Origin of the sequence: uncultured Roseibium sp., from assembly GCF_963675095.2 — a bacterium.
GTDB lineage: Bacteria > Pseudomonadota > Alphaproteobacteria > Rhizobiales > Stappiaceae > Roseibium.
This window is the reverse complement of the sequence record NZ_CAXXSJ010000017.1, coordinates 134,066-150,265: the sequence shown is the minus strand read 5'-3', so window position 1 is coordinate 150,265 and position 16,200 is coordinate 134,066. Positions and strand designations below refer to the sequence as shown.

At 61.7% G+C, this 16,200-nt stretch carries 14 protein-coding genes and 2 pseudogenes; 5 read left to right on the top strand and 11 right to left on the bottom strand.

Annotation, left to right across the window (positions count from 1 at the left end; translation table 11 throughout):
- Window positions 1-240: 240 nt before the first annotated feature.
- Window positions 241-561: an immunity 53 family protein gene (locus tag ABIN98_RS07295; RefSeq protein ID WP_346908759.1), complete on the bottom strand. Its 321-nt coding sequence runs from the start codon at window positions 559-561 to the stop codon at window positions 241-243.
- Between the two features lie 231 nt (window positions 562-792).
- Here ABIN98_RS07295 and ABIN98_RS07290 point away from each other — a divergent pair.
- Window positions 793-1,984: pseudogene (locus tag ABIN98_RS07290) on the top strand (IS481 family transposase).
- A 50-nt stretch (window positions 1,985-2,034) separates the two neighbouring features.
- On the opposite strand, the gene paaZ reads toward ABIN98_RS07290, so the two are convergent.
- The 8 genes and pseudogenes from paaZ to ABIN98_RS07250 form a co-directional block, all read right to left on the bottom strand.
- The gene (gene paaZ, locus ABIN98_RS07285) at window positions 2,035-4,110 is read right to left on the bottom strand and encodes a phenylacetic acid degradation bifunctional protein PaaZ (RefSeq protein WP_346908747.1); all 2,076 of its coding nucleotides are present in this window, start codon (window positions 4,108-4,110) and stop codon (window positions 2,035-2,037) included.
- 24 nt (window positions 4,111-4,134) lie between these two features.
- Window positions 4,135-4,879: pseudogene (locus ABIN98_RS07280) on the bottom strand (Phenylacetic acid catabolic protein).
- A 37-nt stretch (window positions 4,880-4,916) separates the two neighbouring features.
- Entirely contained in the window at window positions 4,917-5,993 is a 1,077-nt protein-coding gene (gene paaE / locus ABIN98_RS07275) for a 1,2-phenylacetyl-CoA epoxidase subunit PaaE (protein WP_346908745.1), read from the bottom strand.
- 11 nt (window positions 5,994-6,004) lie between these two features.
- Window positions 6,005-6,466: a 1,2-phenylacetyl-CoA epoxidase subunit PaaD gene (gene paaD / locus ABIN98_RS07270; RefSeq protein WP_346908743.1), complete on the bottom strand. Its 462-nt coding sequence runs from the start codon at window positions 6,464-6,466 to the stop codon at window positions 6,005-6,007.
- Window positions 6,467-6,496: 30 nt separating this feature from the next.
- Entirely contained in the window at window positions 6,497-7,264 is a 768-nt protein-coding gene (paaC, locus tag ABIN98_RS07265) for a 1,2-phenylacetyl-CoA epoxidase subunit PaaC (RefSeq protein WP_346908741.1), read from the bottom strand.
- Window positions 7,264-7,569: a 1,2-phenylacetyl-CoA epoxidase subunit PaaB gene (paaB, locus tag ABIN98_RS07260; RefSeq protein ID WP_190289636.1), complete on the bottom strand. Its 306-nt coding sequence runs from the start codon at window positions 7,567-7,569 to the stop codon at window positions 7,264-7,266. The genes paaC and paaB overlap by 1 nt, the downstream gene beginning before the upstream one ends.
- 17 nt (window positions 7,570-7,586) lie before the next feature.
- The gene (gene paaA / locus ABIN98_RS07255) at window positions 7,587-8,591 is read right to left on the bottom strand and encodes a 1,2-phenylacetyl-CoA epoxidase subunit PaaA (RefSeq protein ID WP_346908739.1); all 1,005 of its coding nucleotides are present in this window, start codon (window positions 8,589-8,591) and stop codon (window positions 7,587-7,589) included.
- A 192-nt stretch (window positions 8,592-8,783) separates the two neighbouring features.
- Window positions 8,784-9,692 carry a PaaX family transcriptional regulator C-terminal domain-containing protein gene (locus ABIN98_RS07250; RefSeq protein ID WP_346908737.1) on the bottom strand — a complete coding sequence of 303 codons (909 nt, stop codon included), beginning with the start codon at window positions 9,690-9,692 and terminating at the stop codon, window positions 8,784-8,786.
- 320 nt (window positions 9,693-10,012) lie between these two features.
- On the opposite strand from ABIN98_RS07250, the gene ABIN98_RS07245 reads away from it, so the two are divergent.
- The gene (locus ABIN98_RS07245) at window positions 10,013-11,059 is read left to right on the top strand and encodes an IS110 family transposase (protein WP_346908735.1); all 1,047 of its coding nucleotides are present in this window, start codon (window positions 10,013-10,015) and stop codon (window positions 11,057-11,059) included.
- A gap of 408 nt (window positions 11,060-11,467) precedes the next feature.
- Here ABIN98_RS07245 and ABIN98_RS07240 read toward each other — a convergent pair whose 3' ends face one another.
- Window positions 11,468-12,376 carry a sugar kinase gene (locus ABIN98_RS07240; protein WP_346908733.1) on the bottom strand — a complete coding sequence of 303 codons (909 nt, stop codon included), beginning with the start codon at window positions 12,374-12,376 and terminating at the stop codon, window positions 11,468-11,470.
- Window positions 12,366-13,076, bottom strand: a complete 711-nt coding sequence (locus ABIN98_RS07235; RefSeq protein ID WP_346908731.1) for a GntR family transcriptional regulator — start codon at window positions 13,074-13,076, stop codon at window positions 12,366-12,368. The genes ABIN98_RS07240 and ABIN98_RS07235 overlap by 11 nt, the downstream gene beginning before the upstream one ends.
- A gap of 117 nt (window positions 13,077-13,193) precedes the next feature.
- Here ABIN98_RS07235 and uxaC point away from each other — a divergent pair, with 117 nt between their 5' ends.
- From uxaC to ABIN98_RS07220, 3 genes are all read left to right on the top strand, one after another.
- Entirely contained in the window at window positions 13,194-14,600 is a 1,407-nt protein-coding gene (gene uxaC, locus ABIN98_RS07230; protein WP_346908729.1) for a glucuronate isomerase, read from the top strand.
- A gap of 26 nt (window positions 14,601-14,626) precedes the next feature.
- Window positions 14,627-15,607 carry a TRAP transporter substrate-binding protein gene (locus ABIN98_RS07225; protein WP_394701459.1) on the top strand — a complete coding sequence of 327 codons (981 nt, stop codon included), beginning with the start codon at window positions 14,627-14,629 and terminating at the stop codon, window positions 15,605-15,607.
- 73 nt (window positions 15,608-15,680) lie between these two features.
- Window positions 15,681-16,193, top strand: a complete 513-nt coding sequence (locus tag ABIN98_RS07220; protein ID WP_346908755.1) for a TRAP transporter small permease — start codon at window positions 15,681-15,683, stop codon at window positions 16,191-16,193.
- Window positions 16,194-16,200: the final 7 nt, after the last annotated feature.

Here is a 16,200-nt window from a genome sequence, read left to right as displayed (position 1 = left end):
ACCGTCACCCTTTGATAATAACGATAAACTCCCACACGACCTCATGACCGGGCCCTGCCCGGTCATTTTTTTTGGTGATAGTTCGAACGTGGCGATCGGAAGGAACGTGCCCCTCACCCGGAGCTTCGCTCCGACCTCTACCAATGGGAGAGGTAAATGTGGGCCCCGCTCGTTCAGGTGAGCAGTACAGCGCTTAAGGTTCGACCTAAGTCCGCAGAACGATCGGACCGGCCTAAGCACTCAGCCTTCATCATCTTCCGGCGTCTTTGCTTCCGCCCATTCGCGGAATATGCCAAGGATTACATCCAGATCCAAAGCGCCACCTGCCCCGGTAAAACAGCATTCGTCTACCCAGCACATGTGCCATCTCTGAGTGGGATCACCGTTGGGGACGTCGACGTTGAAACGGATAGGAGAAAAGGGAACATCTTCCAGAAGCATTCCGTAAAGGTTGATCGTTACTCGCCACCCCGGATTATCGATCGTTGTAATCCTAATGCTGCTCTGGTGTTCCCAGTCGCCGTTGCACTCGGTCGCATACCACTGCGTGAGCCAGGCCATGTTGTCCAATGAGGTGTCTTCCATGACGGGAGGCTATGGGTTTCGCGCCCGTTCGGCAAGGTTCCGAAAGGTCGATACCTGGGCATTGGGCGGCGTCAGACCTTTTTGGGGACCCTCCCCTCCTCCACAAGCCGTCATCCCCGACTTGATGTTTAAACCGGGGACATGGCTGACAGGTGTTCGGGGACATGGTTGACACATTTGGCATGACTTACGTCGAAGGAGGCGGGCATGCCGTGGCAGGAGATGTCGATCATGGAACAGCGAGAAGAGTTCGTCCGGCTCGCGAGGCTTGAAGGCGTGAACCGGCGTGAGCTTTGCCGCCGGTTCGGGATCAGCCCTCAGACCGGCTACAAGTGGCTGCGCCGGTTTGAAGCGGGAGATGTGCTTGAGGACCGCAGCCGCCGGCCGCGATCGAGTCCGCAGCAGCTTTGCCCCGCGTTGGAAGAAGCAATCCTGTCGGTGCGCACGGCCCATCCGGCTTGGGGTGCGCGCAAGATCGCGGCGGTGCTTTCACGCACCGACGACAACACTCCAGCGGTATCGACCATCCATGCGGTCTTGCGTCGCCATGATTGTATCCGGCCCCGGGACAGGAGCGGGACAGACTGGCAGCGTTTTGAAGAAGAGGAGGCCAACCGTATGTGGCAGATGGACTTCAAGGGTCGGGTCCGTCTGGGCAATGCACAGGAGTGCCATCCGCTAACGGTTGTCGACGACCATTCCCGCTTCGCGGTGTGCCTGGCGGCTTGTCCGGATCAGCGCACACATACCGTCCAGACCCATCTGGAGCGCAGCTTTAGCCTCTATGGCCTGCCGGATGCATTTCTGGTCGACAATGGCGCCCCCTGGGGTTCCAGTTATCGGGACAGTCATTGGACACCGTTACGGGTCTGGCTGGCCAGGTTGGGCGTGAATGTGATCTACGCCCGGCCATTCCATCCGCAAACCAAGGGCAAGAATGAACGCTTCAACCGAACCTTGAACGAAGAGGTGCTGGCCTTGCGCTGCTACCGTAGCCAGGAGCAGCTCCAGCAGGCCTTCGACCGCTGGCGGCTGGTTTACAACCATCATCGCCCGCATGAAGCCCTGTCTGACAAGGTTCCCGCGAGCCGCTACCGTCCGTCGCTGCGCAGTTGGTCAAAGACCTTGCCGGAGATGATCTATGAAAACAGCACCATCACCCGCAAGGTTCCCAGAACCAAGGCCCAAATCAGCTACAAAGGACGCCTCTGGTCTGTGCCGAAAGCATTCAGGGGACACAGCCTGGCTATTCGCCCAACTTCTCACCCGGGAAAATACGGCATCTATTTCGGCGCCAACAAGGTCGCACAAATCGACCTCAACGCGATATAAATGTGTCAACCATGTCCCCGAACACCTGTCAGCCATGTCCCCGGTCTGTACATCAAGTCCGGGGTGACCGCCTGAGCGTAGGGCGAGACAGATGGAAACGCCCTACACTCGCCTGGATCATTGGCTCTGTTCCGCCATCGGCCAGGTCTTCGCCACCATCGTCAGCACGTCGTAGAGGGCGACGGCGTCGCCGTTCTGGTTGGTGACCTGGCAGTCCCAGCGGACTTCGCCGTAATCGGCGTTGACACGCGGGTTGATCTCCTTGGCGGTAAGTTGAACCTGCAGCGTGTCCCCCGGATTAACCGGGGTCAGGAAGCGCAGGTTGTCGACGCCATAGTTGGCAAGCACGGGGCCCGGCGCCGGATCGACGAACAGCCCGGCTGCAAAGGAGACGATCAGGTAGCCATGGGCCACCCGGCCTTCAAAGAACGGGTTCGCCTTGGCCGCTGCCTCGTCCATATGGGCGTAGAAGGTGTCGCCGGTGAAGTCGGCGAAATGCTCGATATCCTCCAGCGTGACCTCGCGGCTCGCAGTGATGAGCTGATCGCCGATCTTGAGCTCCGCCAGAGACTTGCGGAACGGATGGACGCTGTCCTTGTTGACGTCGGCGCCGTCCATCCAGCGGCCTGTGACCGCCGACAGGAGACGCGGCACACCCTGGACGGCGGTGCGCTGCATGTAATGCTTGACGCCGCGCATGCCGCCGAGTTCCTCGCCGCCCCCTGCCCGGCCCGGCCCGCCATGGACCAGCATCGGCAGCGGAGAGCCGTGACCGGTGGAGCTTTTCGCGCTGGTGCGGTTGCCGATCATGACGCGACCATGGAACGGCGCCATGCCGAGCACCACCTCTTCGGCGACCTTGGGGTCGTTGGTGAAGACAGAGGCGACCAGCGAGCCCTTGCCCTTGTGGGTGAGGTCTACGGCTTCCTCGATCGTGTCATAGGGCATGACTGTCGACACCGGACCGAAGGCCTCCACATCATGCACGGCCTTCGCCTCGAACGGCTTGGCGCAGTAAAGCAGCACCGGATTGAGGAACGCGCCCTTGTCCGCATCACCCGAGGCGACCTGGACGGCATCGGGAGCGCCGGCGACGATTTCAGCGTCACACGCCAAGTCCTTGATCCGGTCGCGCACCTCGTCGCGCTGGTCGAGGCTGGCCAGTGCGCCCATGCGGGTCGCCTCGTTGGCCGGATCGCCGACGACCGTCTTGCCCAGACGTTCCGTCAGGGCCGCAACCAGCGCATCCACATGGGCGCGCGGTGCGATCACACGGCGGATGGCGGTGCACTTCTGCCCTGCCTTGACCGTCATTTCCCTGGCGACTTCCTTGACGAAGAGGTCGAACTCCTCCGTGCCGGGACCGGCATCGGTACCCAGGATGGACGCGTTCAGGCTGTCGGCCTCCATCGTGAAGCGCACCGAATTTTCGATGATCGCCGGCTGGGCCTTGAGCATGCGCCCGGTGGAGGCCGACCCGGTGAAGGTGACCACGTCCTGACAGGTGACGTGATCGAGCAGATCGCCTGTCGAGCCGCAGATGAGCTGCAGGGCGCCTTCCGGCAGGATGCCGGTCTCGATGATCCGCCGGACCATCAGCTCGGTCAGGTAAGCGGTCTGGCTTGCCGGCTTGACGATCGTGGGCACGCCGGCAAGCAGGGTCGGCGCGATCTTTTCCAGCATGCCCCAGCAGGGGAAGTTGAAGGCGTTGATGTGGACGGCCACACCATGGAGCGGCGTCAGAATATGCTGGGCGGAGAAGCTGGAATCCTTCGACAGCGGCTCAACCGGCCCGTCGACCAGAACCTTCGTGTTCGGCAGTTCCCGGCGCCCCTTGGAGGCGTAGTTCATCAGGGTGACGATGCCGCCCTCGATGTCGACCCAGCCGTCGGCGCGGGTCGCACCGGTCGCCAGGCTTTCCGCGTAGAACTCTTCCTTCTTTTCCATCAGCGCCAGGCCGATGGCCTTCAGCATCAGCGCGCGCTCGTGGAACGACATGGCACGCAGGCTCGCGCCCGCCTTTTCCCGGCCGAAGGCCAGCATCTCGGCGAAATCGATGCCGCTTGAATCGATGAAGGCGACCGGTTCTCCGGTCGCCGCATTCAAAAGCGGTTTGCCCTCGGCAGCGCCCGGGGTCCACCCCCCGCAGACATAGCTCTCCAGGCGGCGCGGCGTTCCTGCATGTGCAGTCATGAAATTCCCCTCGTATGGTTTCGCTCAGCCAAGACCCAAAGCCGACAATTTGCTGTCGACCTTGTCCGTCCACCTGGCGAGCAAGTCTTCATTCGGTGTGTGGCGCAGCCCAAAACGCTTCAGCGTATCGAACCGGGCAGACCCGGCGACACCGAAGGTCGCTGCGACCCGAGGCCGCCAATAGGCGATGGATGCCTTGGCCGTTTCCTTTTCGGCCGGGTCGGCTGCGATCCGTTCCAGGCCTTCAAGGCCCAGTTCCGCATGACGGGCTTCGCGCGGCGCGATCTCCCGGAAAGCGGTGGCAAGCGGTCCGTAAGAGACCCTGACGAGTTCTTCCAGCTGGACGCCGGTCGCAAGGCCCATCAGCACATTCATCACCACCGCGTCGGTCCAGCCCTCAAACGGATAATGGAACACCGACAGGCGCATGTCGCCGCCATGGCGGGCCGCCCCCAAGTCTGCGTCCCGGTCAAGCCGGTCCGCCCAGGGGTGGTGAACCGCGTAGCGCGCGGTATCGGCGCCGAATTCTCCCATGATGGTCAGCACTCGCTCGGCGTGATCGGCCTTTTCCAGCACGATCCGGGCGGCGGCAATGCGCTGCTTGATCCCCGGCGCGGTGTTGATCACATCGGCGAACCCCGGCCGAACCGGCCAGCTCGCTGTCGACGAAAGAGGCCATCAGGCGCATCAGTTCGCCGCGATAGCGGGCCGGTGCGTTGGATGGGTTGCTCAAAACCCCGCCCTGGGCGAGATAGCTCTCGATGCTCATATCTTCCATGACCGTGTCCTCCCTTGGCCCTCGGCCATTATTGGTCGTAATCGACGACGACCTTATCCGTCACGGGATAGGACTGGCAGGAAAGCACATAGCCCTTCTCCACCTCATAGTCCTCCAATGCATGGTTGGCGGTCATCTCCACCTCGCCTTCCAGCACCTTGCAGCGGCAGGTGGAGCAGACCCCGGCCTTACAGGCATAGGGCGCGTCCATGTCGTTCTGCAGCGCCGCATCGAGGATCGTCGTGTCCTTGGACATCGTGATCGTCTGGGTCGAGCCATCGAGGGTAATCGCGGCACTGGTCTCGTGGTCGGCGTTGGCGCCTTCCCTGGAGACGACCTTGCGCTTCGCCCGCCCCGGCTGGGCGGAGGCGAACAGCTCGAACTTGATCTGGCTATCGTCGAGACCGGCCTTGCGCAGAGCCGAAGCGATGCCGAGCATCATCGGTTCCGGGCCGCAGATGAACGCGGTGTCGATGGTTTCGATGTCGACCCAACCGGTCTTGAACAGGTCGGCGCATTTTTCTTCCGTCACGAGACCGGTGAAAAGGTCGATGTCCTGCGCGTCAGCCTCCAGCACATGGATGACGTTGAAACGGCCGAGATACGTATTCTTGAGATCTTCCAGTTCCTCGCGGAACATGATCGTGTTCACCGCCTTGTTGGCGTAGACCAGGGTGAAGAACGACTTCGGCTCGCGCGCCAGGGTGGTCTTCAGGATCGAAAGCACCGGGGTGATGCCCGAGCCGCCGGCAAAGCCCAGATAATGCTTCGCCGCAGACGGATCGATCTCGGTGTGGAACGCCCCCATGGGCGGCATCGCCTGGATCGTGTCACCGATCTTGAGCTCCTCATTGGCCCAGGTGGAAAAGGCACCGCCGTCCACCCGCTTGATGCCGACCTGGAGAACACCTTCATCTTTTCCCGAACAGATCGAGTAGGACCGGCGCAACTCCTCGCCGTCGAAATCGCGGCGGAAGGTCAGATACTGGCCTTGCGTGAAGTCGAATTCCGCTGCCGCACCGTTGACCGGTTGCAGCGTGACGACCACCGCATCGCGGATGGTTTTGCGGACATCGACAACTTCAAGATCGTGAAAGCGCGCCATGGGTTCCTCCCTCAGATGCACTTGAAATATTCGAAAGGTTCCAAGCAGTCCGTGCAGCGCCATTGCGCCTTGCACGGGGTGGAACCGAACTGGCTCAGTTTTTCCACGTTGGGACTGCCGCAGTGGGGGCAACGTTCGGGACCGCCCGCCGGCTGGGGCGGTGCGATGCCGTATTCCTCAAGCTTCTCCCGGCCTTTTTCCGACATCCAGTCGGTGGTCCAGGCCGGATCGAGCTGATTGCGCAGCTCGATATCCGTCAGCCCCTTGTCCCGCAGGGCGGTCTCGATATCGAGATTGATGATGCTGGTCGCCGGGCAGCCGGAATAGGTTGGGGTCACGGTCACCACGCAGGTGTCGCCTTCCCAGTCCACGTTCCGGATGATGCCGAGATCCGTAAGCGTCAGGACGGGAATCTCGGGATCGGGAACAGCCTCCAGCCATTCCCAGACCTGTTCGGTCGAAGGATGTGCCATTGCATTGGCCTTTTCTGACCTGTCAGAGACTTACCACTCGCAGCCCGGATAGGCCCGCTGCAGCCACTGCATCTCACACAGCAGGTGTCCCAGATGCTCGGTGTGCATGTAGCCGTTCCGGCCACCCTTGTGGACATAGTTGCCACCCGGAATGGTCAGGGTCGCATCGGCGAGCACACGGCCGACCAGTGCATCGTAATCGGCCTTGAGGCCCGACGGTTCCGGCGCAACGCCCGCAGCCGCCATGGCCCGGTCGATGTCGTCGGTCTCGAACATCTCACCCACATAGGGCCACAGATAGTCTAGAGCGGCCTGCATGCGCTTGTGGCTTTCCGGCGTGCCGTCACCCAGTCCGACCACCGTGTCGGCGGAGCGTTCCAGGTGATAGGTCACTTCCTTGGACGCCTTCTGGGCGATCGCCCGGACGTCGTCGTCGCTCGATTTCAGCAGATGACCGAGGATGATCGAGTGATAGGCATCGAACAGGAACTGGCGCATCAGGGTCTGACCGAAGTCGCCGTTGGGCAGTTCGACGAGCAGCACGTTGCGCAGGTCCCAGCCATCGCGCAGGAAGGCCAGGTCGTCGGCCGACTTGCCCTCGCCCTGCACCTTGCCGGCATAGTCCAGCCACATCTTGGTCTGGCCGAGCAGGTCGAGCGCGGTGTTGGCGAGTGCGATGTCTTCTTCCAGGATCGGAGAATGACCGCACCATTCCGAGACCCGGTGCCCGAGGATCAGCGTGTTGTCGCCCATCCGCACCAGGAATTCGAACAGAGCCTTGTTATCAACGTCAGCCATCACATGTGCCCCACTTCGTCCGGAATGTCGAAGAAGGTCGGATGACGGTAAACCTTGCTTTCCGACGGCTCGAAGAACGGACCCTTCTCGCCGGGCGCGGTGGCCGCGATATGCTTGGCCTCGACCACCCAGATCGATACGCCTTCGTTGCGACGGGTATAGACGTCGCGGGCGTTCTTGATGGCCATCTCCGCATCCGGCGCATGCAGGGAGCCGACGTGACGATGGCTCATGCCGTGCTGGCCGCGGATGAAGACTTCCCACAGGGGCCACTCGGAGCGGCTCGGAGTCGTTTCGTTGCTCATTGGTGCCTCCTCCAGGCTTATTCTGCAGCGATCTTGGCCGCTTCCTTGCGGGCCTGTTTCTTGCGGGCATGGGCCATCAGGCCGTCGCGAACCCATTCACCGTCTTCCCAGGCGCCGACACGGTCCTTCATGCGGTCTGTGTTGCACGGGCCGTTGCCCTTGAGAACGTTGAAGAACTCTGTCCAGTCCGGATCGCTGAAATCGTAGTGGCCGCGTTCTTCGTTCCACTTGATGTTCGGGTCCGGCAACTCCAGGCCGAGATAAAGGATCTGCGGCACGGTCTGGTCCACGAACTGCTGACGCAGCTCGTCGTTGGTCTTGATCTTGATTTTCCAGGCCATGGACTGTTCGGAATGGACGGAGTCCTTGTCCGACGGGCCGAACATCATCAGCGCCGGGTACCACAGCCGGTTGACCGCCTGCTGGGCCATGCGCTTCTGCTCAGGCGTACCGAAGGCCATCTTCATGATGGCGCTGTAGCCCTGGCGGGCATGGAAGCTTTCTTCCTTGCAGATACGGATCATCGCGCGGCTGTAGGGACCGTAGGAGGTGCGCTGCAGGGCAACCTGGTTGATGATGGCAGCCCCGTCGACCAGCCAGCCGACCGCACCGATATCGGCCCAGTTCAGCGTAGGATAGTTGAAGATCGAGGAATATTTCATCTTGCCGGCGTGGAGCATCTCTACCATCTCGTCGCGGCTCACGCCGAGCGTCTCGGCTGCGGAATAGAGATAGAGGCCGTGGCCGGCTTCGTCCTGCACCTTGGCGAGCAGGATCATCTTGCGCTCCAGTGTCGGCGCGCGGGTAATCCAGTTACCTTCCGGCAGCTGACCAACAACTTCGGAATGGGCGTGCTGGCCGATCTGGCGGATCAGCGTGCGGCGGTAGTCCTCAGGCATCCAGTCGCGCGGCTCGATCTTGATGTCGGCATCGATCTTTTCCTGAAAGGCGGCTTCTTCGGGGCTCATGTCCTCACGGGATTTGACGCCGTCCGAAGCGGTCTTGACCATTTGCGCGTACATGCGCCCTCCTCCTCAATTCGCATCCGTTCGACCGGTTTGAGACGAGCTTGTCAGCGGGCAAAAGCCATTCGTCGACCGATCGGTCATGAATATATAACGCACAAAGCATCACATAAAAAGAGTTTTCTTCTCGATTCTGTGATGCTTTCAATCCGAAACGTCCGGAAGCGGCGTAAACCTCTTGAAAACAGGTCAGATTTCGTTGGTATTTCCGGTAATCGTCCGCAACCGCTTTTCAGTCGCCTCGGTACTGGCAGGCAGTATACCGGAAACGCTTTGAAGATGCATGCCCGTATAGCGGTCGGTCTCGGGCGCAAGCCGACGGTAGAGATCGGCGAACAGGGTCCGCGCCGCATAACCCGGCCAATCCTGCGGCAGCGCTTCGATCGGCAGGCGCGGATCGCGCAGGAGCACGAAGCGGTAGTCGTGGACGAGCATCAGCCGGGCGGTCATCGCATCGGCGCCATGAAGCGGCTCGCCGGAAGCGAGATGGTCCGACAGCCGGCCGTAACGCTCCAGGAACACGCCGTATGCACCGGCCAGCGACTCGAGATCCCAGTACCTGGACGCAAAGGCCGGCAGCTCCTCGGCTCCGGCAACGGTCTCCGCCCGGAACACCGGACCGGGCAAACGGGTACTAAGGGAATCATCCCCGCTCCGGCTACGGTCCGGCCCGATCAGAAAGGCACCCGCGACGGCAAAGCCCTGGCGCAGGAACCCGCCTTCCTGCTCCGCCGGAGGACGCGGCGCAACGAGAAAGGCCTCCGGCGCCGGTTCCGGATCGAAGAGGATTTTCGCTGCCTGGAGGAATTCTACCCGTGCCCGGTCCGTCAGCCGGTAGAAGCTGCGCCGCCCGTCGCGTTCGCCGGAGAGCTGGTCCGCCGAAACGAGGCGGGAAACGGCCGTCCGCACCAGGCTTTCACTGATACCGATCGTCCCGCAGACCTCGATCAGGTTGCCCATCCAGAGCACGCCGCCGCGCGGCTCGACGATGTCACCATAAATGGTGACGATGAAACCGGCTGCCCGCGGCGGTTCGGACCAGAGCTGCTTCAGGACCGTCGGTACAGCGTCCGTGGCGGTCCGTTCCTTATTCCTCAAGTTGCTAAGACTCCTGGAGCGGTATGGCGGAAGGGGCTCAAAAGACCCTTTTACAACGCCAGTTGCAAGAGCAAAGCCGGCAGGCCCGATGCCAACCTTTCTTCTGTCAGGTAGAATTGAAGCTGTCGGCAGAAAGAGGCAAGGCAGCGCCCCACCCTCTGTTGTCATCCCCGGCAAGCGCAGCGCGACCGGGGACCCAGTACCCTGTATCGTCTCTGCTCAAGTAATCAGCCTCACGGATTACTGTTGGGGTGGACGGCCCCTACGGCATCGATGTGCCAGAATGAGGTTGTTAAAGATCTCAAACGATGGAGCCGTCCATGAACAATATTAGCCGCGTTGGAATGGATACGTCCAAGTCTGTTTTTCAGTTGCATGGTGTGGATGCTGGGGACCATCCGGTGTTGAGCAAGAAGCTTCGCCGTCGTCAGGTTCTCGACTTTTTTGCCGGCTTGCCTCCGGCGCAGGTGGGCCTTGAGGCCTGTGGAGCCTCGCATTATTGGGCTCGGGAGTTAGGGAAGTTGGGGCACGAGGTCGCGCTGATCCCGCCGCAATACGTCAAGCCCTATGTGCAGCGGAGCAAATCGGACGCGGCGGACGCGGAAGCGATCTGCGAGGCGATGAGCCGTCCGAAGCTGGCCCGAACCTTCGTGCCGGTGAAAAGTCCAGAACAGCAAGCTGCGCAGATGCTGGCGAAGCTGCGGGGACAATTCCTTGGCCGGCGTACGCAGCTTTCCAATTCGATCCGCGGCTTTGCGGCAGAGTTCGGTCTGGTTGCCCCGAAGGGCCTGTTCCAGCTTGACCGGCTTGTCGAGCGGATCCGCGCGGACGAGACGCTGCCGGAGATGGCACGGGATATGTTCGAAACGCTGGTCCGTGACTACGCGCGAGTGGACAAGGAGATAGCCGATCTCAACGCAAAACTGCGGGAGTTCCACCGTGCCGATGAACTCAGCCAGCGGCTGGCCGGCATCCCGGGCATTGGTCCGGTTGGTGCGACCCTGCTGGCGATCAAGGTGAGCAACGCGCATGCCTTCAAATCGGGGCGCGATTTCTCTGCCTGGCTCGGCCTGACGCCGAAAAACCATTCCACGGCAGGCAAGAACCGGCTCGGTGTGATCACCCGCGCCGGGGACGAGATGCTGCGCGCCACCCTGGTTGCCGGCGCAAGCGCCGTTCTGCTGCAGTTCCGGCAGGGGAGGATCAAAACGCCCTGGCCCTGGTTGGAGAAACTGTGTCGTCACAAGCCGCACAAGCTGGCTGCCGTCGCGCTCGCCAACAAGCTGGCGCGCATCGCCTGGAAGCTGATGGTCAGCGGCGAAACCTATCACCCGCGGTCACCGCAAGAGCAACCGGGACTCGCCTGACGATAGACAAAACACTTGCCCCGGCCAAAGACAGGCTGGCGCGACAGAGGAACTTGCAAGGGAAGATGAGAAGGTGTGTTCGGTCGAACCGAGGCGGATGGGAAATACCGTGGGATCCAGTGGCGGCTTCAAGGCCGATATCGCTGTACTGTTTGGATCCCATCCGCTGCGGAACCCATCTTGGCCAGCGGCAAAACGGCCGCAAAGCAGGCCGTACATATGACCGCAAGCGATCCGGAACACCTGCCAACTTCAACCTTGCAACCACGGGGCCGTCCACATATGGATCCCGGCTCTGCGCTTACGCTCCGGCCGGGACGACAACCGGGTTTGTGGCACGCTCACGGCCTTTTCCCGACTAAAACATGCCACATCGGAATCGGAATTCTAAGATCTGCCTGTAAACCCTTAAACCGTCTGCGATAAATCGACCAGGGCGCCGCGCCGACCGATGACCTGGGCGGCAAGTCGGGCGCCGGCGGCAACCGATGTTTCCAGATCCGCACCCTGAAGGTGGCTGGCGAGGAAGGCGGCGTTGAAACTGTCTCCCGCGGCCGTCGTATCGACCACCTCGGTCACCGGCGGCACCTGGAAGGTCCATGGCGCTCCGTCGACCTGCCACAGGACCTCGCCCGGCCCGTTCTTGACGATCACAAGCGGCGCACCGGCGTCCGTATAGCGGTTCACGGTTTCCATGGGGCCGGCGTCACCGAAATACGTCGCCTCGTCCTCAAAGGACGGCAAAACAACATCGCTGACAGCCGCGGCCTCCATAACCGAGGCGCACATGATCTCGACGGCTTCCCACAACCGGGGGCGCAGGTTCGGATCGAAGGCAATTGTCGCCCCCCTCGTCCGGGCGGCCTTGACGGCCTCCAGAAATCCGCCGCGCTGCTCCTTGGGCAGGATGGCCAGAGTAATCCCGGAAAAATAGATCACATCGGCGGCGGCCAGCGCCGCATCGAGCCTTGCCCCGTCGCGGGCAAGCTGACGGGCAGCAGAGTCCGAGCGCCAGTAGGAAAAGCTGCGTTCGCCGTCCGTCAGCTGGATGATGTAGAGCCCGACGGTGCGATCATCGAACCGCTGGATCAGGTCCGTGCCGATACCGGCACCTTCGAAGAAGGTCAGCATCTCATCCGATACGGAATCTCGACCCACGCCGGTCAGATAGGAGACATTCCATCCGTCCGGAAGGAGTCGGCGCGTGTACCAGGCGGTGTTCAGGGTGTCGCCGGCAAAACCCAGCCGGTAAGTCCCCTCGCCGGTCGGCGCCATTTCGACCATGCATTCGCCGATGGCGAGAAAATTACGCGTCAACGTCCGGGTCTCCGGCAAAGAACTGGGAATGCTCGTCCCTGATCCGCGGAAGCTGTTCCAGGATCCGGGACAAATGCTTGCGCATCAGCGCGACAGCCTGTTGCGTATCCCGCTTACGGATCGCATCCATGACCTCCACGTGATCGTCCAACGCATGCTGTGAACCGAAGGAGAGCGACAGGAACCGCACCCGGTCCATATGCGCCTTGTTTTCGCGGATAAGGTCCCACGCGAAGCCAAGGCCGGAACGCTCGCAGATTTCCCGGTGGAACTGGTCGTCCAGCTCGTGGAAGGCTTCAGCGTCTTTCGCTTCGATCGCCCGCCGCTGCCCGTCCAGGATCGCGTCGAGTGCCTTGATATCGTCATCGGTCAACCGCTCGCAGGCGGTCCGAACCGTCTCCGCCTCGATGGCACTGCGGACGAACCGTGCTTGATGCACCGCCTTTTCGGAAATCTGCGAGACGGTGGTTGCCCGCTGCGGCCGGATCGACAGGAAGCCGAGCTTCGACAGACGGTAGAAGGCGTCCCGCACCGGTTGGCGCGACACGCCCAGCGCCTTGGCGACTTCCACTTCCGACATCTTGGTTCCCGGCGGGAGTTCCAGCGACAGGATCTGCCGGTGCAACTCGTCGAAAACCGTGTCGGCAACCGACGGTCTGTTCAGTGGCTCAAGGACCCGCAAGGGGCTCGTTCCGGTCATACGTTCGCTCCGTTGACTCGATTTGAATACTAGCATATTACTAAACTACGCCGATTGAAAGACCCTCGGGAAAATTGCTGAAAACCAGCAGCGGGTCCGGCGACGGGGAGAATTAACGTGGCATTGCTGCCTCCAGACAGGCTGTTTCCGACAGATCCGCAGACCCGCGAGATCGCGCGCGCCCTTTACCAGTCTGTCGCGGACAAACCGATCATCAGCCCGCATGGTCACACGGACCCGCGCTGGTTTGCGGAAAACAAGCCGTTTGCCGATCCCGCCCAATTATTCATTACTCCCGACCACTACGTCTTCCGCATGCTGTTCTCCCAGGGCATCAGCCTTGAAAGCCTCGGCGTTCCGCGCGCCGATGGCGGCTGGACGGAGACCGACGGCCGCAAGATCTGGCGCATCTTCGCCGAGAATTATTACCTCTTCCGCGCCACCCCCTCGCGCATGTGGCTGGATCATGCCTTCCAGGACGTGTTCGGCCTGACCACGCCGATTTCAGCCGAGACGGCAGACGTAGCCTACGATCACATTGTCGACTGCCTCAACCGGCCGGAATTTACGCCTCGCTCATTATTCAATCGATTTAATATCGAGGCAATCGCGACGACCGAAAGTCCGCTCGACGATCTGCGCTGGCACAGGATGATCCGCGACAGCGGCTGGGACGGACGGGTCATCACCGCCTACCGGCCGGATCCGGTCGTCGATCCGGAATTTGCCGGCTTTACCGAAAACGTCGAGCAACTGGGCGCCCTCACCGGCGAGGACAGCACCACATGGGCCGGCTATCTTCAAGCCCACCGCATCCGCCGCGCCTATTTCAAGGAATTCGGCGCGACTTCTTCCGACCACGGTCACGCGACCGCGCGTACTGAAAACCTGCCGCAGGATGAAGCCGCCGCCCTGTTCGACAAGGCGCTCAAAGGCACCTGCACATCCGAGGAAGCCGACGCCTTCCGCGGTCAAATGCTGACGGAAATGGCCCGCATGAGCCTGGAGGACGGTCTTGTCCTGCAGATCCATCCGGGCAGCCACCGCAACCACTCCGGCCCGATCGCGGCCGCCTTCGGCCGCGACAAGGGCTTCGATATCCCGACCCGCACCGACTATGTCCGCGCGCTGAAGCCGCTTCTGGATGCCGTCGGGTTGGAACGAGGCCTGACCATCATTCTCTTCACTCTGGACGAGACCAGCTACGCCCGCGAGCTGGCCCCCCTTGCCGGCGTCTATCCGGCCCTGAAGCTCGGCCCGGCGTGGTGGTTCTACGACAGCCCGGAAGGCATGCGCCGGTTCCGGGAAATGACCACCGAAACAGCCGGGTTCTACAACACCGTCGGCTTCAATGACGACACCCGCGCCTTTTGCTCCATCCCGGCCCGCCACGACGTGGCACGGCGGGTGGACTGCACCTATCTCGCAACCCTGGTCGCCACGGGGCGGCTTGCGGAAGACGAGGCATATGAGGTCGCCACAGACCTCGCTTACCGGCTTGCCAAGCAAGCCTACCGGCTCTGAAGAGCCACTTTCATGGGAGGAAAGTCATGAAACCGGTAAAGACCCTGGCCGCAGCGCTCCTGGCGAGCGTGGCCTTTGCAACAACAACTATGGCCTGCGAAGTCACCCTTCGGTCGTCGGACACCCATCCGGACGGTTATCCGACGGTCGAGGCCGTCAAGCATATGGGCAAGCTCGTGGAGGAACGCACGGATGGACGCGTATGCGTCGAGGTGTTCCATTCCGCTCAGCTCGGCGAGGAAAAGGACACCATCGAGCAGACCAAGTTCGGCGTCATCGACCTGAACCGCGTCTCCATGGGACCGTTCAACAACCTGGTGGAAGAAACCAAGGTCGTCTCCCTGCCCTATATCTTCAAGTCGGTCGACCACATGCACAATGTCATGGACGGACCGATCGGTGACGACATCCTGACCGCCTTCGAGCCGCATGGTTACGTCGGCCTCGCCTTCTATGACGGCGGCTCGCGCAGCTTCTACAACAAGGTCAAGCCGATCACGTCGATCGATGACCTGAAAGGCATGAAGGTGCGCGTCATGCAGTCCGACATCTTCGTCGACATGATGTCCGCGCTCGGCGCCAACGCCACGCCGATGCCCTATGGCGAGGTCTATTCATCGATCCAAACAGGCGTCATCGATGGCGCGGAAAACAACTGGCCGTCGTTCGAATCCTCCGGGCACTACGAAGTCGCCGGCTACTACACGCTCGATGAACACCTGATCGTGCCGGAAGTGCTGGTCATGTCCAAGATCTCCTGGGACAAGCTCTCCCCGGAAGACCAGGCGGTCGTCCGTCAGGCGGCGAAGGAATCCGTGCCGGAGATGCGCAAGTTGTGGGTCGCCCGTGAGAAGGCATCCGAAGAAAAGGTCCGCGCGGCCGGTGTCGAAGTCGTCACCGAAATCGACAAGGAGCCTTTCATGGCGGCCATGGACACGGTCTACGAAAAGCACGTGACCTCCGACAAGCTGAAGGATCTGGTCGCCCGCATCCGCGCGACCGACTGACGGCATGTTCTCCTTCCCATGGCGGCCTGCCCGCCATGGGAACTCAATTTCGGAGACAATCGTGCAGGACAGTATGAAATCCGTAGCGCGGCTCACCGGCCGGATCGCGCGCCTCGCCCTGTGGCTGGCCGGCGCTGGCCTGATCCTGATGACCGCCTTCATCTCGGCCCAGGTCTTCTTCCGCTATGTTGTCAACGACTCTCTCGTCTGGAGCGAGCCGGCCGCCGTCATTCTCATGGGCTGGTTTATCTTTCTCGGCGCCGCCGTCGGCATCCGAGAAGGCTACCACCTGAGCTTCGATGTCCTGCTCTATTTCCTGCCCGAGAGTGTCAAGCTCTGGCTCTACAGCATTTCCGACATTGTCGTCGTTGCCTTCGGCACCGGCATGGTCTGGTTCGGCTCTGAACTCGCCCTGTCGGCATGGGACGTCAAATTGCCGTCACTCGGCATTTCCGGCGCCATCGACTTCCTGCCGCTCGTGGGCGGCGGGGTTCTGGTCGTGCTGTTTTCCGTCGAACGTCTGGCCCGGCGCCTGGCCGGCCTGCCCACCGCCCGTTTCGGCGAAACCGATCTTGTCGAGGAGTGACAGGGAT